This window comes from Labrys sp. Lb11, assembly GCF_057554225.1.
This window is the reverse complement of record NZ_BAAJOT010000006.1, coordinates 123,319-144,250: the sequence shown is the minus strand read 5'-3', so window position 1 is coordinate 144,250 and position 20,932 is coordinate 123,319. Positions and strand designations below refer to the sequence as shown.

The 20,932-nt window shown below is 67.3% G+C and carries 22 protein-coding genes and 2 tRNA genes; 9 read left to right on the top strand and 15 right to left on the bottom strand.

The window, feature by feature from the left end; genetic code table 11:
* Nucleotides 1–9: 9 nt before the first annotated feature.
* The 3 genes from torT to AC27L4_RS22605 all read right to left on the bottom strand — a co-directional run bounded on the left by torT (nt 10) and on the right by AC27L4_RS22605 (nt 1,625).
* Nucleotides 10–1,074 (bottom strand): TMAO reductase system periplasmic protein TorT, encoded by a 1,065-nt coding sequence (torT, locus tag AC27L4_RS22615; protein ID WP_487144631.1) that lies wholly within the window; start codon nt 1,072–1,074, stop codon nt 10–12.
* Nucleotides 1,075–1,445: 371 nt separating this feature from the next.
* A tRNA-Gly gene (locus AC27L4_RS22610) sits at nt 1,446–1,519 on the bottom strand.
* A gap of 21 nt (nt 1,520–1,540) precedes the next feature.
* Nucleotides 1,541–1,625: transfer RNA gene (locus AC27L4_RS22605), tRNA-Tyr, on the bottom strand.
* Nucleotides 1,626–1,900: 275 nt separating this feature from the next.
* On the opposite strand from AC27L4_RS22605, the gene AC27L4_RS22600 reads away from it, so the two are divergent.
* Entirely contained in the window at nt 1,901–2,719 is an 819-nt protein-coding gene (locus AC27L4_RS22600) for a TrmH family RNA methyltransferase (RefSeq protein ID WP_487144630.1), read from the top strand.
* 68 nt (nt 2,720–2,787) lie between these two features.
* Here the strand turns inward: AC27L4_RS22600 and AC27L4_RS22595 are convergent, their stop codons facing one another.
* The 3 genes from AC27L4_RS22595 to AC27L4_RS22585 all read right to left on the bottom strand — a co-directional run bounded on the left by AC27L4_RS22595 (nt 2,788) and on the right by AC27L4_RS22585 (nt 5,736).
* The gene (locus tag AC27L4_RS22595; protein ID WP_487144629.1) at nt 2,788–3,027 is read right to left on the bottom strand and encodes a hypothetical protein; all 240 of its coding nucleotides are present in this window, start codon (nt 3,025–3,027) and stop codon (nt 2,788–2,790) included.
* 698 nt (nt 3,028–3,725) lie between these two features.
* The gene (locus tag AC27L4_RS22590; protein WP_487144628.1) at nt 3,726–4,862 is read right to left on the bottom strand and encodes an amidohydrolase/deacetylase family metallohydrolase; all 1,137 of its coding nucleotides are present in this window, start codon (nt 4,860–4,862) and stop codon (nt 3,726–3,728) included.
* Nucleotides 4,863–5,028: 166 nt separating this feature from the next.
* The gene (locus tag AC27L4_RS22585) at nt 5,029–5,736 is read right to left on the bottom strand and encodes a hypothetical protein (RefSeq protein WP_487144627.1); all 708 of its coding nucleotides are present in this window, start codon (nt 5,734–5,736) and stop codon (nt 5,029–5,031) included.
* Between the two features lie 441 nt (nt 5,737–6,177).
* On the opposite strand from AC27L4_RS22585, the gene AC27L4_RS22580 reads away from it, so the two are divergent.
* From AC27L4_RS22580 to AC27L4_RS22560, 5 genes are all read left to right on the top strand, one after another.
* Nucleotides 6,178–6,666 (top strand): hypothetical protein, encoded by a 489-nt coding sequence (locus AC27L4_RS22580; protein ID WP_487144626.1) that lies wholly within the window; start codon nt 6,178–6,180, stop codon nt 6,664–6,666.
* Between the two features lie 168 nt (nt 6,667–6,834).
* A complete protein-coding gene (locus AC27L4_RS22575) occupies nt 6,835–7,359 on the top strand; it encodes a flavin reductase family protein (RefSeq protein ID WP_487144625.1) in 525 nt (174 codons plus the stop codon).
* A 115-nt stretch (nt 7,360–7,474) separates the two neighbouring features.
* On the top strand, nt 7,475–7,717 hold the full coding sequence (locus AC27L4_RS22570) for a hypothetical protein (protein WP_487144624.1): 243 nt from the start codon (nt 7,475–7,477) through the stop codon (nt 7,715–7,717).
* Nucleotides 7,714–8,907 (top strand): FMNH2-dependent alkanesulfonate monooxygenase, encoded by a 1,194-nt coding sequence (ssuD, locus tag AC27L4_RS22565; protein ID WP_487144623.1) that lies wholly within the window; start codon nt 7,714–7,716, stop codon nt 8,905–8,907. The genes AC27L4_RS22570 and ssuD overlap by 4 nt, the downstream gene beginning before the upstream one ends.
* Before the next feature lie 118 nt (nt 8,908–9,025).
* Complete coding sequence (locus AC27L4_RS22560; protein ID WP_487144622.1) at nt 9,026–10,384, top strand: LLM class flavin-dependent oxidoreductase; 1,359 nt, start codon at nt 9,026–9,028, stop codon at nt 10,382–10,384.
* Nucleotides 10,385–10,391: 7 nt separating this feature from the next.
* On the opposite strand, the gene era is transcribed toward AC27L4_RS22560, so the two are convergent.
* The 9 genes from era to hppD form a co-directional block, all read right to left on the bottom strand.
* Entirely contained in the window at nt 10,392–11,303 is a 912-nt protein-coding gene (gene era / locus AC27L4_RS22555) for a GTPase Era (RefSeq protein WP_487144621.1), read from the bottom strand.
* Nucleotides 11,296–12,018 carry a ribonuclease III gene (gene rnc, locus AC27L4_RS22550; protein ID WP_487144620.1) on the bottom strand — a complete coding sequence of 241 codons (723 nt, stop codon included), beginning with the start codon at nt 12,016–12,018 and terminating at the stop codon, nt 11,296–11,298. Before rnc ends, era begins: the two co-directional genes overlap by 8 nt.
* Nucleotides 12,015–12,767, bottom strand: a complete 753-nt coding sequence (lepB, locus tag AC27L4_RS22545) for a signal peptidase I (protein ID WP_487144619.1) — start codon at nt 12,765–12,767, stop codon at nt 12,015–12,017. Before lepB ends, rnc begins: the two co-directional genes overlap by 4 nt.
* 126 nt (nt 12,768–12,893) lie before the next feature.
* Entirely contained in the window at nt 12,894–13,307 is a 414-nt protein-coding gene (acpS, locus tag AC27L4_RS22540) for a holo-ACP synthase (RefSeq protein WP_487144618.1), read from the bottom strand.
* Entirely contained in the window at nt 13,304–14,059 is a 756-nt protein-coding gene (locus tag AC27L4_RS22535) for a pyridoxine 5'-phosphate synthase (protein WP_487144617.1), read from the bottom strand. The genes acpS and AC27L4_RS22535 overlap by 4 nt, the downstream gene beginning before the upstream one ends.
* Nucleotides 14,060–14,100: 41 nt before the next feature.
* Nucleotides 14,101–14,685: an orotate phosphoribosyltransferase gene (pyrE, locus tag AC27L4_RS22530; RefSeq protein WP_487144616.1), complete on the bottom strand. Its 585-nt coding sequence runs from the start codon at nt 14,683–14,685 to the stop codon at nt 14,101–14,103.
* 43 nt (nt 14,686–14,728) lie between these two features.
* A complete protein-coding gene (locus AC27L4_RS22525; RefSeq protein WP_487145233.1) occupies nt 14,729–16,921 on the bottom strand; it encodes a RelA/SpoT family protein in 2,193 nt (730 codons plus the stop codon).
* Nucleotides 16,922–17,059: 138 nt separating this feature from the next.
* Nucleotides 17,060–17,440, bottom strand: coding sequence for a DNA-directed RNA polymerase subunit omega (gene rpoZ, locus AC27L4_RS22520; protein WP_487144615.1), 381 nt, complete (start codon nt 17,438–17,440; stop codon nt 17,060–17,062).
* A gap of 74 nt (nt 17,441–17,514) precedes the next feature.
* Complete coding sequence (gene hppD, locus AC27L4_RS22515; RefSeq protein WP_487144614.1) at nt 17,515–18,621, bottom strand: 4-hydroxyphenylpyruvate dioxygenase; 1,107 nt, start codon at nt 18,619–18,621, stop codon at nt 17,515–17,517.
* Nucleotides 18,622–18,756: 135 nt separating this feature from the next.
* Between hppD and AC27L4_RS22510 the strand changes: the two genes are divergently transcribed.
* The 3 genes from AC27L4_RS22510 (at nt 18,757) to AC27L4_RS22500 (ending at nt 20,929) form a co-directional block, all read left to right on the top strand.
* The gene (locus AC27L4_RS22510; protein ID WP_487144613.1) at nt 18,757–19,242 is read left to right on the top strand and encodes an Lrp/AsnC family transcriptional regulator; all 486 of its coding nucleotides are present in this window, start codon (nt 18,757–18,759) and stop codon (nt 19,240–19,242) included.
* A gap of 349 nt (nt 19,243–19,591) precedes the next feature.
* A complete protein-coding gene (locus tag AC27L4_RS22505) occupies nt 19,592–20,242 on the top strand; it encodes a LabA-like NYN domain-containing protein (protein WP_487144612.1) in 651 nt (216 codons plus the stop codon).
* 12 nt (nt 20,243–20,254) lie between these two features.
* Nucleotides 20,255–20,929: a uracil-DNA glycosylase gene (locus AC27L4_RS22500; protein ID WP_487144611.1), complete on the top strand. Its 675-nt coding sequence runs from the start codon at nt 20,255–20,257 to the stop codon at nt 20,927–20,929.
* Nucleotides 20,930–20,932: the final 3 nt, after the last annotated feature.

Genomic DNA, 20,932 nt, shown 5'->3' with positions numbered 1-20,932 from the left:
TCGGGCCCCTCAGGGCGCGCTGACGGAGAAGACCGCCTTGAAGTCGGCCGGTGCCAGGACCAGGGACATGTTGATCTTGTCCATGTTGTCACGGCCGATCATGTCGGGGATGGCCTTGGCGCTCTTGACGTAGGGCTGCTTCTCCAGGATGCGCACCGCCGTGTCGATGGACATGCGGCCCTGGAGCACGGGATACTGGGTGGTGAAGCCGAGGATCTCGCCCTTCTTGAGGGCGTCGAGCATGGCCTGGTTCTCATAGGACGACATGATCAGCGCGTCCTTGCGCCCGGCCTGGGCGGCAGCGCCGATCGCCGCTTCGGCGGCCGGCGCGCAGCCCCAGATCACGTTCATGTCGGGATAGGCCTGCAGCGCGTTCTGGATGAGGCCGAGCTGCACGGCGACGCCGGAATCGCCGAACTTGTCGCCCAGCACGGCGATGTTGCCCTTGCCGTCGACGGCCTTCTTGAAGCCCTTGAGGAAGTCCTCGGCCCACCCCGAGCCGGCCGGCCCCGGAAAGGTGACGACCTTGGCCGGCTTGTCCTTGAGATAGTCGGCGAGATAGGTGCCGCTCTTCTCGCCCATCGTGTCGAAGTCGACGGTCGACTTCGCGGTCACGTCGGACTTGGACACCGGGTTGATGGTAGAGATGATCGGCTTGCCGGCCGCCACCCCCTCCTTGATCTTCTTGTCGAGGCCCGCCTCGGAGATCGGGCCGACAATGATCGCGTCGAAGTCGCCCGCCAGGCAATCGTCGAACTGGGCGAGCTGCTTGGGCAGGTTCTCATAGCCGCCGGCCTCGTAGAGCGTCATGTTGACGCCCATGCGCTTGGCCTCCTCGACCACGCCGTAGTCGACGGCGACCCAGAACGTGTCCTTCATGTGCGGGAACAGCACGCAGATGTTCCAGGGCTTGGACGCCTTCTCCAGAGGCGAATAGTCCGAGACCTTGGCGGCGCCGGAATCCAGATCATAGATCTTGGCCGGCCACCATTGATCGGCCGCATGGGCCGGACCGCCCGAAGCCGCGCAGGCCGCGGCAAGGGCAGCCGCCAGGAAGGAAACCGTATTCTTCATTCGACTACCCCTGGATGTTCTGTTTTTTGATTCGGGCTGTCGGCATCGATGCCGGCCTGCACGGACCGGCGGCGCGCCTTGCAGAGGGACGCGCTCTCAGCCTCCAGCCTGACAGCGACCCGACGAGCCTAGGGTCGGGGGCCAGGAGCTGTCTTTGCGCAGAAGGAGCCAATCCTTGTGCATGGGCGCACCGGTGGCGGGCCGCGGCTTACCGCATCGGCATCGATCGGACAGGATGGCGGACGCGAGCGGCGCCGCGCCCGGCAGCGCGTCGATCCATCAAGGACCGCAGGCCGATGACGCTCCGCTCCGCGCATGTCGTTTCGGGTCGGAGGCTATAGCGGGTGCCAAATCCGGGGCAATGGCGCCGTTGGAGCGGGTGAAGGGAATCGAACCCTCGTATTCAGCTTGGAAGGCTGCTGCTCTACCATTGAGCTACACCCGCGCGCCGTCCCGTGGCGGATGATGGTGGAGGGGGTTGGATTCGAACCAACGTAGGCTGAGCCAACGGATTTACAGTCCGTCCCCTTTAACCACTCGGGCACCCCTCCATCGCGTCATCCGCGGCCGGAGCCGCGAACGGGCGCGCCGTAGTGGTCCGGCGCGCCGTCGAGGGCGGGTTATGGTGAGAGCGGCCCCGCCTGTCAACCGGAAAAGGGTGCGCGATCACACAAGCCTGTCGCAATCCACGCAAAGGGCTTTCCCGCCGCCGCTCTCCGTGTCATCTGCTCGCCATGAGGCCGGTCCGAACGCGGCTTCGGGTGTTCGTCGGCGTTGCGGGGCGCCTGCGGCACGGAGCACGGCGATTCCCGGCCTGGAGATCGGCATGAGCGGCAGGCCACGCGGCGGGCACGGCTTCGAGCGGCGCGACGAAGGCCGCCGCCCGCCCCTCGACATCGTCGTCCTCTATGGTTGGCATCCTGTGCGCGAGGCGTTGCAGAATCCGGCGCGGCGGCCGCGGCGTCTGCTGGCGACCGAGAACGCCCTGCGCCGTCTGGAGGAGGAACGCGTCGAGCTGCGCGTCCAGCCCGAGATCGTCCGGCCGATGGTGATCGACCGGCTGCTGACGCCCGACGCCGTGCATCAGGGCCTCTATCTCGAAGCCGATCCCCTGCCCGCTCCTGCCTTCGGCGATCTCGGTCCGAACGATGTGGTTCTGGTGCTCGACCAGATCACCGACCCGCACAATGTCGGAGCGATCGTGCGCTCGGCCGCGGCCTTCGCGGTGGCGGCGATCGTGACCACCGAGCGCCATTCGCCCGCCGCCACCGGCGTCCTGGCCAAGGCCGCATCCGGCGGGCTGGAACATGTGCCGATCGTGCATGTGCGGAACCTTGGCGACGCACTGGACGAGATGGGCGCCAGCGGCGTCCAGCGTGTCGGCCTCGATTCGGCCGGCCCTGCGGTGCTCGACGCCACGCCGCTCTCAGGCCCGCTCGCCCTGGTGCTGGGCGCCGAGGACAAGGGACTGCGTGCCCGCACCCGCTCGCTGTGCGACGCCCTCGCCCGGCTCGACATGCCCGGCGAGATCAAGAGCCTCAACGTCTCGAACGCGGCGGCGCTGGCGCTCTACGTGGCCCGCCGGACCGTCGAGGCAGTCGCAGGCGAAACGCTGTCGACTGGACCCCGCCGTCTGCCGGATTGAGGTCCCGGGCGGCGCGATTTCGCATCCTGCCGGGCGGACCGATCACTGCCGGCCGCCCGGCTCGGCGATCAATTGCACACCTGGACGTCATGCACTCTGCCGCCGGAGAACATCGGCTCCCAATAGCACCCCGCAGGCGCTGCGGCTGGCGCGCCTCCGCTCGCGGAGGTGCTTCCCACGCCACCGTCCACGGTGCGATCGTGATGGTGATGATCGTGATCGGGCTTGTGCGACGCGGCCCAGACGGTCGAGGGAACAGCGGCGGCGCCGATGGCCAGCGCCAGAACGACTGCAATGCGTTTGCTCATGACAAAACCTTTCCTTGAGGAAGAAGAGGCTGAGATCATCTCAGTCTTGAGCGTGCCGACGCACTCGAAGCTCAACAACACCACGCCCTCGACTAGGGGTCATATAATCCTCTCAGATTGTCAATTTCGCGAAGTAAAATGGCAATTTCTGTGTCGTAATGTAAAGTTAGTTTAACATCAATCTCCAGGCATTATTATAATTATTCTATATTTTGCATGACACGCAAAATACCACATCTCAACCGCGACGACGGCAGCAAAATTTCTCTGCCCTCGCGATCGCCTTCACGCCGATGGGATTCTCGCCAGCGGCACCGGGCCTCGAGGGACGACTTGGGAGTGTCGCCCCTGCATGGCCTCATGTCCCCTCACCACCCCGTGACTGCCGCTCAAACATCGGTGAAAACGGTGGCGGCGGGAAAGGCGAGTTCGCGATCCTCCTCCACGACCAGCACGCTGTCATGTCGAAGCGCCGCGGAGGGATGGTGACGTCCTGGTGCGGGTCAGCTTCGACAACGGCCCCGGCCCGGTCGACGTCGCCGCCCTCCAGGATACGAAGGTCGCCGATCTCGGACACGATTGGTGTTTCTGACCCGTTGAAGGCAACCCCGATCATCCGGGTCGCCGGCGAGGATCCGCCCCGGATAGACCACACGTGATGCGAAACGCGGGCGGCATCAGGAGCGCCGCCCGCCGGTTCAGGCAGGATGCCACCAACTGCCGGCAACGACCACGCCTCGCGCGAACAGACGCTCGCCGGCTGTGACGACCTCGCCCGTGACATCCTCCAGCGGGAATGTCCCCTGGTCGAGCGACAGGATGCTGGCGTCGCCGACGCTGCCGGGCCTCAGGCTGCCGAGTTCGGGCCGACGCAGCGCCGCGGCGGCATTGACGGTCGAGGCGGCAATCACCTCGCCCAGCGGCAGGCCGAGGGCCAGGAACTTCGACAGGGTGGTGACCTGGTCATAGGCCGGCCCATCGATGCACAGGGCATGCACGTCCGAGGAGATCGTGTCGGGCTTGAAGCCCTTGGCCAGCATGGCACGGGCGGTCTGCCAGCCGAAGGAGCCCATGCCGTGGCCGATGTCGAACAGCACGCCGCGACGGCGTGCCGCGACCACGGCCGGCTTGATCTCGCCGGCGCCGTCGACCGGAGCGTTCGGAAAGGGACGGAAGCAGTGGGTCAGCACGTCGCCGGGCCTCAGGCGCTCGACCACCGCCTCGTAGGACGGCGGCGGCTCGTCGATATGGAGCATCAGCGGCAGGCCGGTCTTGTCGGCGACGTCGAGCGCCACATCGAGCGGGGCAATGCCTGCGGAGCCGCTGGCATTGCGGCCGATGCGCACCTTGATGCCGATGATGACGTCGCGGTTGGCTTGTGCCACCTCGACCGCCTCCCGCGCCGCGAGCAGCCGCATGTCCTGGCCCTCTCCGACCATGATGCGCTTGGAAAAGCCATAGATGCCGGCAAAGGATACGTGCAGATAGGCGAGGATGCGCACACCGCAGCGGTCGATCACATGCTTGCGGAAGCCGGGAAAGTTGCCCGGCCCCGCGCTGCCGGTATCGACGCAGGTCGTCACCCCGCTCGTCCGGGCGAAGGCTTCCGCATCGATGCCGAGCGAGGTGCCGCCCCAATAGACATGGGTGTGCAGGTCGATCAGGCCAGGCGTGACGATCCGGCCGGCCACGTCGCGAACCTCGGCTCCGGCGGTGTCGAGGTCGTCGCCGACCGCCGCGACCTTGCCGCCGGCGAAGGCGACATCGGCGATGCGATCCAGGGCTTGCGACGGATCGACGACCCGGCCGCGCTTGAGAACGAGATCGAAAGGCATCGAATCAGGACTTCCCGAGGTGCTGACAGGAGGATGGACCTGTCTGTTAGCATGGTTCGACCGGGCGACGGGAGGACTCGCGGTCGTCGATCCTCAGCCCGGGAGGGCCTGCCGCCCCGGCTTGCCCTGTTCTCCGAAGCCCGGCGGAATGGGGCGGATTCCGGGATCACCTTTTGTCGGCCAGGGCGCTCCTGTCGCTGCGATCCTCGGAGGACGGAGCCGCAAGCGGCGCGGCCGGCGCGAAATCCATGCTTTCGAGATTGGGGCGCGGCACCGGCAGGGCGACACGGGCCTGGGCCTGGCGGGTCTGGCGCGACGGGTTGACGGGCACGATTTTCGGAGTCGGAGCCTCGGCTTGCATCGGCTTCCTCGCAGGATCGGCGAGCATTGCGTCCACGGGGCCGCCGGCCCCTGTCGCCGGTGGCACCAGTGCGGCATCGCGGGTCGGATGGGGCGGCCGGAGCTTGTCCGGGACGATCCGAACCGGCCTGCGTGGCACCACACGTTCGGGCGCAATTCCCGGAACCACCACCGGCTCCTCGCCGACCGGGGCCGGCGGCCGCAATGCCTCGATGCGCGGCTTCGGCCGCCGGACGCGGCGCGGCACCGGGTCCGGCACCAGCACGTCGCCATACTCGTCCTCCGGATAGACGACGACCACTTCGCCATCGGGCATCCGGGCTACGATACCGCCGTCGCGCGGTGGCCGGACCATACGGCGCCCGCGCTCGTAGACGGGCGGCGGATCGTCGTCGAACCAGCCGGGATCGAGGAAGGAGCCGTCGCGCCAACCGGCGTGCGCGCTCCCCGCCGGCGCAAGTGCGGCCGCCATGAAAATGCCGATGGACCAAAGATGTATGGACGAATGCTTCATCATCGATTCCTCGACGCTCGCGCTCCGGGGGGCGGGGCGCCTACCGGAGCGCGAGCGCTCGCGTCAACGTTCTCTTAACGATTAGGAGCCGATCGGGGCCAAAACATGAAGCGTCCACCGCCATCCATGTCGTCTCACGACGCGCCATGCACCTTCGCTTGTTCCAGGCAGGGATTCCGGGTCATTTTGCCGTCGCCGGCCGATTCGTGGTCACGCCGACGTCATGGCTTCGCCTCAAAGGGCAACGATGACGTGGCGGTGCCCGACGGCCTGCCCGGACCGGCCTTCGCAGGAGAATCAGGCATGACGCCTCACGATGGATGCGCCGCTGCAATCGCCGGGATGCCGAGCCGATCCGTCGTGCCCATCGTCGGAAAAGCCGAGCAATCACAGGCCGATGGCAGGGGTTCCTGGTGCCGAATCGCAGCCCTGCGACGGGCCATGGGCCTGGCCTTGGGCACGGCTCTCGGCCTGCTTTCGGCGGTGCCCGCCGGCGCCGAGCCCTGGACCTCGCGCACTGCCGACCAGGGCACGGTCGACGCCATCGGCCTGGCGACCGCCACGGACGGCACGCCGGCAACCGAGTTCAACGGGCTGGTGCTGCTGTCGGTCTCCTGCACCGACGACAACAAGAAGGCGCTGAAGGCCCCGTCGCTGAGCTTCCTGGCCTATTCGCGGGCCGACAAGCGGCCGCGCGACATCACCGCCAGCCTCTCCGTCGACGGCAAATCGTTCAGCCTTGCCGGCCGGGCCTACAAGGAGACCCCCTATTATTTCGAGGTGAGATCGGTGCCGAAGGGGTTCCTCCAGGCCGTAGCCGAGGCTTCGCGCGTGACCGCGACGATCAAGCCCGGCGACCTCGCCTCCGCCTTCGACATGACAGGCGCGAGGGAGGTGCTGACCGGGGAACTGGAGAAGTGCCGGAAATAGCCGCGGGTCCCTGCCCCGGCCCCAAGCCTCGCCCAACCGCAGTTACTCGCCATCCCATCAGTATATCTTTTCTATAGACATTATATCATCAACTCGGCAGTATCTGGCCGACGCAACCGACCGGCTCGCCCGCGGAAGCGCCCGGAGCATCCAGCCCAGGCCGAGATGATGAACGCCCTTGCCAAGCATCCCTTCCCCGCGGCCGACCCGGCCGCTCTGCTCAAGCACGCCATGCGCCAGCTCGTCGGCGGCGTCAGCGTCATCACCGCCGGCGTCGGCGAGGAGCGCACCGGACTGACCGTGACCTCGGCCACCGCGCTGTCGGTCGAGCCCCCGACGATGATCGTCTGCGTCAACCGTTCAGCCTCGTCCTGGCCGGTGATTCAACGCCACCGCCACTTCGTGGTCAACGTGCTGGCAGCCCATCACCAGGATGTCGCGGACCGCTTCGCCGGGCGCGGCGGCGCCAAGGGGGCCGCCCGCTATGCCGAGGCGCGCTGGCGTACGCTTGCCACCGGAGCACTCGCTCTGGAGGATGCGTTGGCCGCCATCGACTGCGAAGTGGAGGAAATCATCGAGCGCCATAGCCACGGCATCGTCATCGGTGCGGTGCGTGCGTTGTCGGTCGCGCCGACCCCGTCCGATTCGCTCGTCTACGGCCGCGGACGCTACGGCGCCTATGCCGCGGCCTGATCTCCCGGAGCAAAGACCACGGCCGTCCATGTCGCCGGACCTGACGAGGGCAAGGCGTCGGCATTGGACCTTGGCCCGAGGCCATGTCATCGGCTCTGGCCGGGAGGCGATCGGCGTGGCCGAAGCCAAGATCCTGACCGCCCAGATCCCGATCCTGACCCCAGACAAGCCGGCCGAGCTCGCCGGTGCCGCTCGACGCTCGGCCGCTTCCGGCGCAACGCCCGCCCGGCGCGCGATCCCGTCCGCCGGAGGCACCGCGCCATCGGCGACCGCTGGCTCAACGGCATCCCCCCACCGCGTCACGGCGCAATCCGAGCCGGCGCCGGGCAGCCCCAACCAACCGCAAGATGATCCATGACCGACCAGCTCGACCTTCCGCCGCCCGCCACCGAAACCGACGTGCTCTGGTTCCTGCCGACCCATGGCGATGGACGCTATCTCGGCAGCGAGGTCGGGGCGCGGCATGTTTCGCTGCCCTACCTCACTCAGATCGCCAAGGCTGCCGACGACCTCGGCTACTACGGCGTGCTGCTGCCGACTGGCCGCTCCTGCGAGGACAGTTGGGTCGTGGCCTCAGCCATGGCGCCGCAGACGCAGCGCCTGCGCTTCCTGGTCGCCGTGCGGCCAGGCATGACCGAACCGGCCTTCGCCGCGCGCATGGCGGCGACGCTCGACCGCCTCTCCAACGGCCGGCTGCTGATCAATGTCGTCACCGGCGGCGACCCGGCGGAACTGCGGGGAGACGGCGTGTTCCACGAGCATGACGAGCGCTACGCGGTCACCGACGAATATCTCCATATCTGGCGCAAGCTGCTGCAGGGCGAGGAGGTCACTTTCCAGGGCCGGCACCTCGCCATCGAGAAGGGCAAGCTGCTCTACCCGCCGGTGCAGCAGCCCTATCCGCCGCTTTACTTCGGCGGTTCCTCGGCCGCCGGCAATGCGGTGGCGGGCAACCATGTCGATGTCTACCTGACCTGGGGCGAGCCGCCGGCCGACGTCGCCCGCAAGCTCGCCACCGCCAAGGCGGCTGCGGCCGCGCACGGACGAACCTTCTCCTATGGCATCCGCCTGCACGTGATCGTGCGCGAGACTTCGGCCGAGGCCTGGCAGGCGGCGGACGCCCTGATTTCGAAGCTTGACGACGAAACCATCGCCACCGCCCAGAAGGCCTTCGCCCGGATGGACTCGGTCGGCCAGAGCCGCATGTCGCAGTTGCATGGCGGCCGGCGCGACAAGCTGGAGGTCTCGCCCAACCTGTGGGCCGGCATCGGCCTGGTGCGCGGCGGCGCGGGCACGGCCCTGGTCGGCAATCCCGACGAGGTGGCGGCGCGGATGAAGGAATACATGGCGCTCGGCATAGACCGCTTCATCCTGTCGGGCTATCCGCACCTGGAGGAATGCTACCGCTTCGCCGAACTGGTGTTCCCGAAACTGCCGCTGAAGGCGACCACCGGCAATGATCTGGGCCCGGCCCGAAACGCCGGTCCGTTCGGCGAGATCATCGCCAACGTGGTGGCGCCTTCCCATCGCAAGGTCGCGGCCGGCTGAAACCAAGGCGCCGCCGGCCGGCACGGCATCCGTCGGGGCAGCAGACGCCATCGGCCTTGCGCCCGCCCGCGACTTGCGGCTCTCTTCCCGCACGCTCCGTCATCTGATGGCTGGACCCATGCCCGGACAGATCCGCCTCAACGCTTTCGAGATGAACTGCGTCGCGCACCAGTCCCCGGGCCTGTGGCGGCATCCGCGCGACCGTTCGCGCGACTACAATCGCCTGTCCTACTGGATCGAACTGGCGCGGACGCTGGAGCGAGGCCTGTTCGACGGGCTGTTCCTGGCCGATGTGCTCGGTGTCTACGACGTGTTCGGGGGCAGCGCCGACGCCGCCCTGCGGCATGCCGCGCAGGTGCCGGTCAACGATCCCCTGCTGCTGGTGCCGGCCATGGCGCAGGCGACGTCGCATCTGGGCTTCGGCGTCACCGTCAACCTCTCCTTCGAGCCGCCCTACCCCTTCGCCCGACGCATGTCGACGCTGGACCATCTGACCGAGGGCCGGATCGGCTGGAACGTCGTCACTGGCTATCTCGACAGCGCCGCCCGGGGGGCCGGCCGCGACCGGCAGACCGCCCACGACGACCGCTACGCCTTGGCCGAGGATTACATGGCGCTGGTCTACAAGCTCTGGGAAGGCAGCTGGGCGGACGATGCCGTCGCCGCCGACAAGGCTGCCGGCCTGTTCACCCGGCCCGAACGGGTGCGTCGCGTCGTGCATGAGGGGCAGCATCGCCTCGACGCCCTCCACCTCGCCGAACCCTCGCCGCAGCGCACGCCGGTGATCTATCAGGCAGGCACCTCGCCCGCCGGCCGCAGCTTCGCGGCGCGGCATGCCGAATGCGTCTTCGTCTCGGGGCCGTCCAAGCAGGTGATCGCACCACGCATCGCCGCCATCCGCGAGCTCGCCGGCCAGCTCGGCCGCAATCCCGCCGCCATCCTGATGTTCGCGCTGGCGACGGCGATCGTGGCTCCGACGGACGGCGAAGCGCAGGCGCGACTGGCCGAGTATCGCCGCTACGCCGACCCGATGGGGGCGCTGACCCTGATGTCGGGCTGGACCGGTGTCGACTTCTCCCGCCTCGCCCCGGACCAGACCGTCGAGCATGTCGAGAGCCAGGCCGGCCGCAGCGCCCTGGAGAACATCACCCGCGCCGATCCCCACCGGCGCTGGACCGTGCGGAACGTGGCCGAGCACGTCTCGATCGGCGGCATCGGCCCGGTCTTCGTCGGCTCCCCGGCGACCGTCGCCGACCAGATGGAAGACTGGGTCGACGCGACCGGCATCGACGGCTTCAACCTCGCCTTCGCCGTGCGGCCCGAGACCTTCGAGGCCGTGGCGGATCTGCTGGTGCCGGAACTGCAGCGGCGCGGCCGCTACAAGAGCGCCTATGCGCCGGGTCCGCTGCGCCAGAAGCTGTTCGGCCAAGCCCGCGTCGACGCCGCCCACCCGGCGGCGCGGCATCGGTTCGCGTGACGGCGCCTCAGCGCCGGTCCTGCGGGAACTCCAGCCCCATCTCGCGGTAGCGCTCGGGGTCGTCGGACCAGTTCTCGCGCACCTTCACGAACAGGAACAGATGTACCGGTGTCTCGGCCATGGCCGCGATCTCCTTGCGCGCCGCCATCGAGATCGCCTTGATGGTCTCGCCGCCCTTGCCGATGACGATCTTCTTGTGGCCTTCCCGGCCGACATAGATGGTCTGCTCCACCTTGGCAGAGCCGTCCTTCAGGGTCGTCCACAAGGTCGTCTCGACGGTGGATTCGTAGGGCAGCTCGTCGTGCAGCCGGAGGAACAGCTTCTCGCGGGTGATCTCGGCGGCGAGCGAGCGCAGCGGCGCGTCGGAGATCTGGTCCTCCGGATAGAGCCAGGGGCCCTCGGGTACGGCATCGGCGAGATAGGTCCGCAGGTCGTCGACACCGCTGCCGTTCAGGGCCGAGACCATGAAGGTGCGCTCGAAGGCCTGCACCCGGTTCACCGCCGCGGTCAGTTCCAGCAGCGTCTCCGGCTTCACCGCGTCGATCTTGTTCAGGACCAGCACCTTGGGCTGGTTGGAAATCGAGAGCTTTTCCAGGATCGCCGCATTGCCTTCGTCGAGGCCGCGCTGGGCATCGATCAGCAGGCAGACCACGTCGGCATCGGCGGCGCCGCCCCAGGCCGTGGTGACCATGGCGCGGTCGAGCCGGCGGCGCGGCTGGAAGATGCCGGGCGTGTCGACGAAGACCAGCTGTGCCGCACCGGCCATGGCGATGCCGCGGACGATGCCACGCGTGGTCTGCACCTTGTGGGTGACGATCGACAGCTTGGCGCCGACCAGGGCGTTCAGCAGCGTCGACTTGCCGGCATTCGGAGCGCCGATCAGGGCGACGAAGCCGCAACGCGTCGGTGTCTCAGTCATGGCCGCCCACTCCCTCGAAGCCCACTACGCCCTCGCGCGCCATGAAGGCGGCGGCGGCGGCCTGCTCGGCCAGGCGCTTGGAGCGCCCCTCGCCCATGGCCGATTGCTGCGTCTCGATATCGACGGCGATGACGAAGCGCGGGCTGTGATCGGGACCGGTGCGCGACACCACCCGATAGGTCGGCGCCTTCAGCGTGCGCGCCTGCGCCCACTCCTGCAAAACCGTCTTGGCGTCGCTCGGCGGGGCCATCGGCGAGCGCAGCCGCACGCCCCAGCCACGCTCGACCGTGACGCGGGCCGCGTCATAGCCGGCATCCAGGAACACCGCGCCGATCAGCGCCTCGCAGACGTCGCCGAGGATGGTGGTGCGCTTGCGCACGCCGGACTGGCTCTCGCCGGCGCCGAGCTTGAGATAGGGGCCGGCGTTCCACTCCGTGGCGACGGCTGCGCAGGTCTCCTTGCGCACGAGGTCGGCCAAGCGGCGCGACAGCGCCCCTTCCTCGTCGTCCGGATAGGCGCGGAACAGCATGTCGGCCACGGTGAGGCCGAGCACCCGGTCGCCCAGGAACTCCAGGCGCTGGTAGCTCTCGATGCGGGAGGCGGTGGACAGCGCGCTGATATGGGTCAGCGCGCGCTCCAGCAGGGCCCGATCGGCGAAGCGATGTCCGAGCGCGCTCTCCAGGTCCGAAAGCGGCGGCTTGGTCCGGCGGCTCATCGCACGAGTTGGAACAGGCGGTCGCCGCGCACGGTCCACGGCCATTTCCAGAAGGCCAGCGCCGACTCGCCCGGCTCGACCGAGAAGAAGATGATCTGCGCCTTGCCGACGAAGTTCTCGAAGGGCACGCTGCCCCACTCGCGCGAATCTGCCGAATTGTCCCGGTTGTCGCCCATCATGAAGTAGTGATCGGCCGGCACGACGAATTCCTTGGTGTCGTCGTAATAGCCGCGGTCGCCGTTGATCTCCATGATCTGATGGCGAACGCCGTTGGGCAGCGTCTCCCAATAGAGCGGCACCTCCTGGCGCGCCCCGCTCTCGCCGATGATCATGCGGGTCCCCGCCTGCTCGCGCTTCACCGGCTGCCCGTTGATGTGCAGGACGCCGCCGATCACCTGGATGCGATCGCCCGGCAGGCCGATGACGCGCTTGATATAGTCGGTCGCGTTGTCGGTCGGCACCTTGAACACGGCAATGTCGCCACGCTCGGGCGGCGCCGACCAGATGCGGCCGGAGAACAGCGGCAGCGACCCGGGGATGGAGTAGCGGGAATAACCGTAGCTGTACTTGGAGACGAAGACATAGTCCCCGATCTCCAGCGTCGGGATCAGCGAACCCGAGGGGATGTTGAAGGGCTGGAACAGCAGCGTGCGCACCACCAGGGCGATGATGACGGCGTGAATGACGATCTTCACGATTTCGACGACGCCGCCTTCGGACGCCTTTTTTTGTTCGCCGGCCACGCTCATCTAGCTCTCGTCGGGTTCGGGTCCGGGCAGGGTCAAGACGGCCCGGAGTGCGCTGCGTATAGACTGCGGAAAGATCAGGTGCAACGAAAGCCACAGGGGTATGGCCGCATTGCGGCACGCCGGCCGTCACGTTGCGGCCGGCACGGTCCTGGCGCGCGCCTCGATGATCACGATCGCCTGCGCCAGCGGATGCTCGTCGGTCAGCGTCACGTGGATGACGGGCTCGCATCCGGCCGGCACCAGCGCCTCGAGCCGCTCACGGGCGCGGCCGGACAGTTGCAGCGTCGGCTGGCCCGAGGGAAGGTTGATCACCCCCATCTCCTGCCAGCGGATGCCGCGGATGCCGGTGCCCAGCGCCTTGGAGCAGGCCTCCTTGGCGGCGAAGCGCTTGGCATAGGTCCCCGCCCGGTCGGCCCTGCCATCGGCCTTGGCCCGTTCGACCGGCGTGAAGCAGCGCTGGGTGAAGCGCTCGCCGAAGCGTTCCAGCGCGGACTCGATGCGGCGGATGTCGCAGAGATCGTTGCCGATGCCGATGATCATGCAGCCCTCGCCCGTCCCGCCGCCATGGCCTGGCGGACGCGCCGGATGCTCTCGGCGAGACCGACGAACACCGCCTCGCCGATCAGGAAATGGCCGGTGTTGAATTCGCTGAACCAAGGCACGGCGGCCAGGGTCTCGGAGGTGTCGTAGTCGAGGCCGTGGCCGGCATGCACCTCCAGCCCGAGTTCGGCCGCCCATTTCGCGCCGGCGGCGAGGCGCTCCAGCTCATGGTCGGCCTTGCGGTCGTCCCCGGCAGCGACGGCCTCGCACCAGGTGCCCGTGTGCAGCTCGACCACCGGCGCGCCGAGCAGCGAGGCGGTCTCGATCGGCCGCGCATCCGGCTCGATGAACAGCGAGACGCGGATGCCGGCCTCGCTCAGCCGCGCCACCACCGGCCTGAGCTGCGCGAGCCCGCCGACGACGTCGAGCCCGCCCTCGGTGGTGCGCTCCTCGCGCTTCTCCGGCACGAGGCAGACGGCGTGCGGCCGGACAGCCAGGGCGATGGTCAGCATCTCTTCGGTCGCCGCCATCTCGAAGTTGAGCGGCTTGGAAATCTCCGCCTTTAGACGCCGCATGTCGTCGTCGCGGATATGGCGGCGATCCTCGCGCAGGTGCGCGGTGATGCCGTCCGCACCGGCCTCGATCGCCAGCAGGGCCGCCCGCACCGGGTCCGGCCCGGTGCCCCCGCGCGCATTGCGGATGGTGGCGACGTGGTCGACATTCACGCCGAGGCGGAGCAGCTGGTTGGTCATGGTCAATAATCCAAGCGGGACATTGCGTTGTCCGGAAAGCCTCAGGCCTTGAGTCCGCGGCTTCCCGGCTTGACGACAGGCATGGCGGCCAGATTCGGCGGCAGCGCGTCAGGCTTGTAGGCAGGGATGTCCAGCGTCGCCAGCGTCACCAGCGGCTTGCCGATGTCGGCCCGTCCGCCCGAGCGGTCGATCAGGCAGGCCGCACCGACGACGTCGCCGGGATACCGGGCGATCGCCTCCAGGCACTCGCGCGACGACAGGCCGGTGGTGATGATGTCCTCCACCATCAGCACGCGCGCGCCTTCGGGAATGGCGAAGCCGCGGCGCAGCTGGAACTCGCCGTTCTCGCGCTCGACGAACACGGCCTTGGCGCCGAGGGCGCGCGCGGTCTCGTAGCCCGGCACGATGCCCCCGACCGCCGGCGACACCACCATGTCGATACGGCCGAAACGGGCGCGCACCTTCTCGGCCAGGGCCCGGCACAGGCGCTCGGTGCGGACGGGATCCATGAAGATGAACATCTTCTGCAGGAAAACCGGCGAATGCAGGCCGGAGGAGAGCAGAAAATGCCCCTCCAGCAATGCGCCGGCGGCGCGGAACTCCGCCAGAACCTCGTCTTCGGTCATGCGTCTGCCCTCGATGAAACACGTCGTTCGGGAAAGAACGATCCTAAAGCAACCGCTGCACGTCGCTGACGACCTTGCGCGCCCTCAGCCCATCGATGATGGCCGTCAGGTGCTTGAGGTCATAGACCTCCAGGTCGATGGTCAGCTCGGTCATGTCGAAGGACGACCGGCGCATGGTGATGTCGTGGATGTTGGCGTCGGTCTGGGCGATGACCTGGCTGATCTGGGCCAGGGTGCCGGGCTCGTTGATCGAGACCACCTTGACACGGGCGGGATAGCGTTCGCCCCGCGCCGACTCCACGTCCCAGCGCACGTCGAGCCACAGTTCCGGCCGGTCCTCGAAATCGGCCAGCGCCGCCGACTGGATCGGGTAGAGCGTGATCGCCTCGCCCGGGGTGAGGATGCCGACGATGCGGTCGCCCGGCACGGCGCCGCCCTCGGCAAAGCGCACGGGCAGGTCGCCGTTGAGGCCCCGGATCGGAATGGCGTTGGTGGCGGGGTCGCCGCCCGGCACCTTGAAGCGGACATTCTGCTCGGAAGCCAGGCCGAACCAGCTGTCGTCGAGGCCGGACGCCGCATGGGCCGACTGCTCGACCTTGAAGTCGGGATAGGCCGCGCGGAGCACGTCGTGCGAACGCATCTCGCCGCGTCCGACCGCGGTGACGACATCCTCGACGTTTCTGCGGGCGAGCCGCTTCAGCGCAGCCTTGAGCACGTCGGTCGAGAAAGGCTTGCCGGCCCGCTCGAAGGCGCGCTCGATGATACGCTGGCCGAGGCCGGCATATTGGGCGCGGCTCGCCGCCTTGGTCCTGCGGCGGATGGCGGCGCGGGCGCGGCCGGTGACCACCAGCGTTTCCCAGGCAGCCGGCGGCGTCTGCTCCGGGGCGGTGACGATCGCCACCTCGTCGCCGTTGTAGAGCTCGGAGAGCAGCGAGGCCGGCCGGCCGTTGACGCGGCAGCCGATGGCGGTGTTGCCGACATCGGTGTGCACGGCATAGGCGAAGTCGATGGCGTTGGCGCCGCGCGGCAGGGTAATCAGCTTGCCCTTGGGCGTGAAGCAGAACACCTGGTCCTGGAACAGCTCCAGCTTGGTGTGCTCCAGGAACTCCTCCGGGCTGTCGCCCTCGGCCAGCATGTCCATGGTGCGGCGCAACCAGGCGAAGGCACGGCTCTCGCCTTCCATCCGGGTGCTGTCGCCGGCCTTGTTGTCCTTGTAGAGCGCATGCGCGGCGATGCCGAACTCGGCGATGCGATGCATCTGCTCGGTGCGGATCTGCAGTTCGACACGCTGCTGGCCCGGGCCGATCACGGTGGTGTGGAGCGAGCGATAGTCGTTCTGCTTGGGCGTGGAGATGTAATCCTTGAACCGGCCGGGCACGAGCGGCCACTTGGTGTGGACCAGGCCAAGGGCGCGGTAGCAGTCCTCGGTGGTGCCGACCAGGATGCGGAAGGCGAAGATGTCGGAGAGCTGCTCGAAGGCGACCTGCTTGCGCTCGGTCTTCTTGAAGATCGAGTAGGGCCGCTTCTCCCGCCCCTTCACCCGCGCCTCGATGCCCCGCTCGGCCAGGCGCGCGCCGAGATCCCGCTCGATCTCGGCAATCAGGGCGCCGTTCTTGCGCTTCAGTCCCTCGAGGCGCTTGACGATGGTGTCGTAATGGGCCGGCTGCACTTCGTGGAAGGACAGATCCTCCAGTTCCTCCCGCATGTCCTGCATGCCCATGCGCCCGGCCAGCGGGGCATAGATGTCGAGCGTTTCCTGGGCGATGCGGGCGCGCTTCTCCGCCGGCATGAAATGCAGCGTGCGCATGTTGTGCAGGCGGTCGGCGAGCTTGACCAGCAGCACCCGCACATCCTCGACGATGGCCAGCAGCAGCTTGCGCAGGTTCTCCGCCTGCTTGGCCTCCTTGGAGACAAGGTCGAGCTTCTTGATCTTGGTCAGGCCTTCGACGAGGGCTGCGATCTCCTTGCCGAAGCGCCTCTCGATCTCGCTGCGGGTGGTGTCGGTGTCCTCGATGGTGTCATGCAGCAATGCTGCCGCGATGGTGGCATCGTCGAGCCTCAGATCGGTGAGCAGCGAAGCCACCTGCAATGGATGCGAGAAATACGGATCGCCCGAGGCGCGTACCTGCTGGCCATGCTGCTGCATGGCATAGACATAGGCGGCATTGAGCAGATCCTCGTTGACCGCCGGATTATAGGCCCGGACCTTGTCCACGAGTTCATACTGCCGCATCAGTCGGAAAGGCGCGCTCACACCGGTCACCAGATTCTGCCACCGGTTCTATTCAATATGGGTGCGGCGCAAAAGAAAAGCGGGCCGATGGCCTCGGCCCGCTGCAAAATCATCGGTCCAGGACTGCGTGGCAGCCGAAGGTCATTCCTCGTCGTCGGAGCCGGTGTCGGCCGGCGGCACCAGGCCCTCGAGCCCGCGCAGCAGATCCTCTTCCGACATGCGGTCGAAGACGATGTTGTCGTCGGACGTGCCGCCGCCGAGCAGGGCGACCGGCTCGGCCTCCGGCTCGTCCACCTCGACATATTTCTGCATCGAGTGGATCAGGTCTTCCTTCAGGTCGGCCGGAGCCAAGGTCGTGTCGGCGATCTCGCGCAGGGCGACGACCGGGTTCTTGTCCCTGTCCCGATCGACGGTGAGCGGGGCTCCGCCGGCGATCATGCGGGCGCGGTGGCTGGCGAGCAGGATCAGCTCGAACCGGTTCTCGACCTTGTCGATGCAATCTTCCACCGTGACGCGCGCCATGGCGAAGCATCTCCTAAACAGATTTCGGGATCAGCCCTGGGCAATACACTGCCGGCGCCGCCAGCGCAACCACCTCAAGCATCGACCTTCAGGACGCCGCGGCGAATCTGGTCCTCCTCGATGGATTCGAACAGAGCCCTGAAGTTGCCTTCGCCGAAGCCGTCGTCGCCCTTGCGCTGGATGAACTCGAAGAAGATCGGGCCGATTACTGTCTTGGAGAAGATCTGCAGGAGGACCCGCGTGGCGCCGCCGTCGACGACGCCCTCGCCATCGATCAGGATGCCGTGCCTCTTCATCCGCTCGAGCGGTTCGGCATGGCCGGCGACGCGGGCATGGGAGCGCTCGTAATAGGTGTCCGGCGGCTTGGGCATGAAGCGCAGTCCCCGCTCGGCGATCGCATCGGTCGAGGCGTAGATATCCTCGGTGCCGACGGCGATGTGCTGGATGCCTTCCCCCTTGTAGCGCCGCAGATATTCCTCGATCTGGCTCTTGTCGTCGGCGCTTTCGTTGATCGGGATGCGGATCTTGCCGCAGGGCGAGGTCAGCGCCCGGCTGGTGAGGCCGGTGAGCTTGCCGGCGATGCTGAAGAAGCGGATCTCGCGGAACCCGAAGGTCTCGACATAGAACCTGTACCAGGTGTCCATGTTGCCGCGCATGACGTTATGGGTCAGGTGGTCGATGTAATGGAAGCCGACACCGCGAGGCGACGGGTCGGCGGCACCGAGCCAGTCGAATTCGGCGGCATAGGGCGAGCCCTTGGCGCCGTAAGTGTCGATGAAATAGAGCAGGGACCCGCCGATGCCGATCACCGCGGGCACGTCGAGCGTCTTGTCGGCGCCGGTGTATGCGGTCGCGCCCAGCGAAACCGCCCGCCGCAGGGCATGATCGGCGTCGACGACGCGCCAGGCCATGGCCGGGGCGCAGGGGCCATGCGCCTCGACGAAGCGCGCGGCGTGGCTGCCGGGCTCGCGATTCAGCACATAGTTGATGCCGCCCTGCCGATAGAGCGAGATATCCTTGCGCCTGTGCCGGGCAACCTCGACATAGCCCATCCGCTCGAACAGGTCCGACAGCGCCGACGGGTCGGAATGGGCGAACTCGACGAACTCGAATCCATCGGTCCCGGCGGGGTTGCTGTCGCTGATCGTGGCCGGCGGAGCGTCATGCGGGAATGGACCCATCGGTCTCCTCCATCATCCCCCAGACGTCGGCCATTCTATGGCGCCTGCCGCACAAAGTCCGTGCAAACTTCGCGCATTGCCCGTGAATTGCGCATGACTCATGCTATGATAATAGAAAATACGCGGATATCATGCATGGATGAGGTCGACATTCGTATCCTGCGAGCGCTGCAGGACGACGGCCGCCTGACCAACAACGACCTGGCCGAGCGGGTCGGGCTCTCCGCCTCGCAATGTTCAAGGCGCCGCGCCGCCCTGGAAGAGGCCGGCGTCATCGCCAGCTATCACGCACGGCTGTCGCCCGAGGCGCTTGGGCTCGACGTGCTGGCCTTCGTGCATGTGACGCTGGCCACCCACTCGCCGGACAATGCCCAGCGCTTCCTGGCGCTGGTCGAAAGCCTCGACCAGGTGCAGGAAGCCTATTCGCTGACAGGAGAGGCCGACTACCTCGTCAAGCTCTCGGTTCCGACGCTGAAGGAGCTGTCGCGGCTGCTCGCCGATGTCTTCCTGCCCCACCCGTCGGTGGCCCATGTCCACTCCTCGATCGTCCTCGACCGGTTGAAACAGACCAGCCGCCTGTCGCTGGAGCACCTCGGCAGAACGCCGAAGGCGATCCCCTGATACGCGAATGTCGGTTGCCCCGGGGGCCGTCCAGTACCGCGAGATCAATCGTGTGGCTTTATCGATAATTCACTTGACGAGGCGGCCTGAGCTCTTGGCAGCTCTCTCGACACGCCACGATTTCGCCGGATATCCTTCGATATACTCTTGACACGGATGGAGAGCGAGCGCAGAGACAGTTCAGCGAATATAAGAATTGATGTAGGAGCTGCGGCCAGCCTTGACATGAGGTTGAGTTGCGAACGGAAGAACGGCCGTCGCCCTTGACTGATGTCGTTCGGGTGCTCTCCAAAACCGATTTTGACACGCTTCTATCCCATTGCCGACACCTCTGAGGAAACACAGGGCCATGCCCACTTCGCAAGAACGTATTGCACTCTTCATCGATGGCGCAAACCTCTACGCAACCGCAAAGAGTCTGGGGTTCGACATCGACTATCGGAAAATGTTGAAGGAATACCAGGGACGAGGCTATCTCGTTCGCGCTTTCTATTACACCGCGCTGATCGAAGATCAGGAATATTCCTCCATCCGACCGCTGATCGACTGGCTCGACTATAATGGCTATTCCGTCGTGACCAAGCCGACCAAGGAGTTCGTCGATTCCGCCGGCCGCCGCAAGGTCAAGGGCAACATGGACATCGAGCTTGCCATCGATGCCATGGAGCTCGCCGACCATATCGACCATATGGTGCTGTTCTCCGGCGACGGCGATTTTCGTTCACTGGTCGAGGCGATGCAGCGCAAGGGCGTGCGCGTCTCCGTGGTGTCGACCATCTCCACCCAGCCGCCGATGGTCGCAGACGAGTTGCGCCGCCAGGCCGACGAGTTCGTCGACCTCATTACCCTCCAGGCGCGGGTCGGTCGCGATCCCGGCGAACGGGCCGCCCGGCCCCAGAACGGCAGCCATCCGGGCGCACCGATGCGCCAATCCCCGGGCTTCGGCGGGCAGACGCCGGGCTTCATGGGAGCCCCGGCCGGCCACGGCAATCCCGACTGAGCCGACCGCCCCATGCCCCGCTCCGTTGCCGCGGCGCCCGGTCCATCGGGCGTACCGGAGAGCGATTGCCAGCTCTGCCCTCGCCTCGCCGGTTTCCGTGCGCGCTGGCGCGCGGCGGAGCCGACATGGTTCAATGCCCCCGTGCCTGATTTCGGCAAGGCGGAGGCGCGGTTGCTGGTGGCAGGCCTCGCGCCCGGCCTGCGCGGCGCCAACCGCACCGGCCGTCCCTTCACCGGCGACTATGCCGGCGACCTGCTCTATGCGACGCTGGCCGAGTTCGGCTTCGCCGCCGGCAGCTACGACGAACGGCCGGACGACGGCCTGACGCTGATCGACTGCCGCATCGCCAACGCCGTCCGCTGCGTGCCGCCCGAGAACAAGCCCACGGGCACCGAGATCGCGACTTGCCGCCGTTTCCTTGCCGCCTCCCTCGCCGCCATGCCGCGCCTTACGGCAATCCTGGCACTCGGCCGCATCGCCCATGACAGCGTCGTGACGGCCCTGGGCGCCCGGCCGGCACATCATGCCTTCGCCCATGGTGCCCGGCACTCGATCGGGCGCCTGCGGCTCTACGACAGCTATCATTGCTCGCGCTACAACACCAACACCGGCCGGTTGACGGAACGGATGTTCCGCGACGTGTTCGCGGCGATCCGGCGCGACCTCGACGCCGCGCCGGCGGCATAGGCC

Bases quoted from the DNA above. Each gene is read 5' to 3' on its own strand.
- AC27L4_RS22575 (WP_487144625.1), top strand. From the start codon at position 6,835: ATGAACGCCCTTGCCAAGCATCCCTTCCCCGCGGCCGACCCGGCCGCT.
- rpoZ (WP_487144615.1), bottom strand. From the start codon at position 17,440: ATGGCGCGCGTCACGGTGGAAGATTGCATCGACAAGGTCGAGAACCGG.
- AC27L4_RS22560 (WP_487144622.1), top strand. From the start codon at position 9,026: ATGCCCGGACAGATCCGCCTCAACGCTTTCGAGATGAACTGCGTCGCG.
- era (WP_487144621.1), bottom strand. From the start codon at position 11,303: ATGACTGAGACACCGACGCGTTGCGGCTTCGTCGCCCTGATCGGCGCT.
- rnc (WP_487144620.1), bottom strand. From the start codon at position 12,018: ATGAGCCGCCGGACCAAGCCGCCGCTTTCGGACCTGGAGAGCGCGCTC.
- AC27L4_RS22590 (WP_487144628.1), bottom strand. From the start codon at position 4,862: ATGCCTTTCGATCTCGTTCTCAAGCGCGGCCGGGTCGTCGATCCGTCG.
- AC27L4_RS22600 (WP_487144630.1), top strand. From the start codon at position 1,901: ATGAGCGGCAGGCCACGCGGCGGGCACGGCTTCGAGCGGCGCGACGAA.
- AC27L4_RS22535 (WP_487144617.1), bottom strand. From the start codon at position 14,059: ATGACCAACCAGCTGCTCCGCCTCGGCGTGAATGTCGACCACGTCGCC.
- hppD (WP_487144614.1), bottom strand. From the start codon at position 18,621: ATGGGTCCATTCCCGCATGACGCTCCGCCGGCCACGATCAGCGACAGC.
- AC27L4_RS22580 (WP_487144626.1), top strand. From the start codon at position 6,178: ATGGGCCTGGCCTTGGGCACGGCTCTCGGCCTGCTTTCGGCGGTGCCC.
- AC27L4_RS22500 (WP_487144611.1), top strand. From the start codon at position 20,255: ATGCCCCGCTCCGTTGCCGCGGCGCCCGGTCCATCGGGCGTACCGGAG.
- pyrE (WP_487144616.1), bottom strand. From the start codon at position 14,685: ATGACCGAAGACGAGGTTCTGGCGGAGTTCCGCGCCGCCGGCGCATTG.
- ssuD (WP_487144623.1), top strand. From the start codon at position 7,714: ATGACCGACCAGCTCGACCTTCCGCCGCCCGCCACCGAAACCGACGTG.
- acpS (WP_487144618.1), bottom strand. From the start codon at position 13,307: ATGATCATCGGCATCGGCAACGATCTCTGCGACATCCGCCGCATCGAG.
- AC27L4_RS22595 (WP_487144629.1), bottom strand. From the start codon at position 3,027: ATGAGCAAACGCATTGCAGTCGTTCTGGCGCTGGCCATCGGCGCCGCC.
- lepB (WP_487144619.1), bottom strand. From the start codon at position 12,767: ATGAGCGTGGCCGGCGAACAAAAAAAGGCGTCCGAAGGCGGCGTCGTC.
- torT (WP_487144631.1), bottom strand. From the start codon at position 1,074: ATGAAGAATACGGTTTCCTTCCTGGCGGCTGCCCTTGCCGCGGCCTGC.
- AC27L4_RS22505 (WP_487144612.1), top strand. From the start codon at position 19,592: ATGCCCACTTCGCAAGAACGTATTGCACTCTTCATCGATGGCGCAAAC.
- AC27L4_RS22510 (WP_487144613.1), top strand. From the start codon at position 18,757: ATGGATGAGGTCGACATTCGTATCCTGCGAGCGCTGCAGGACGACGGC.
- AC27L4_RS22585 (WP_487144627.1), bottom strand. From the start codon at position 5,736: ATGAAGCATTCGTCCATACATCTTTGGTCCATCGGCATTTTCATGGCG.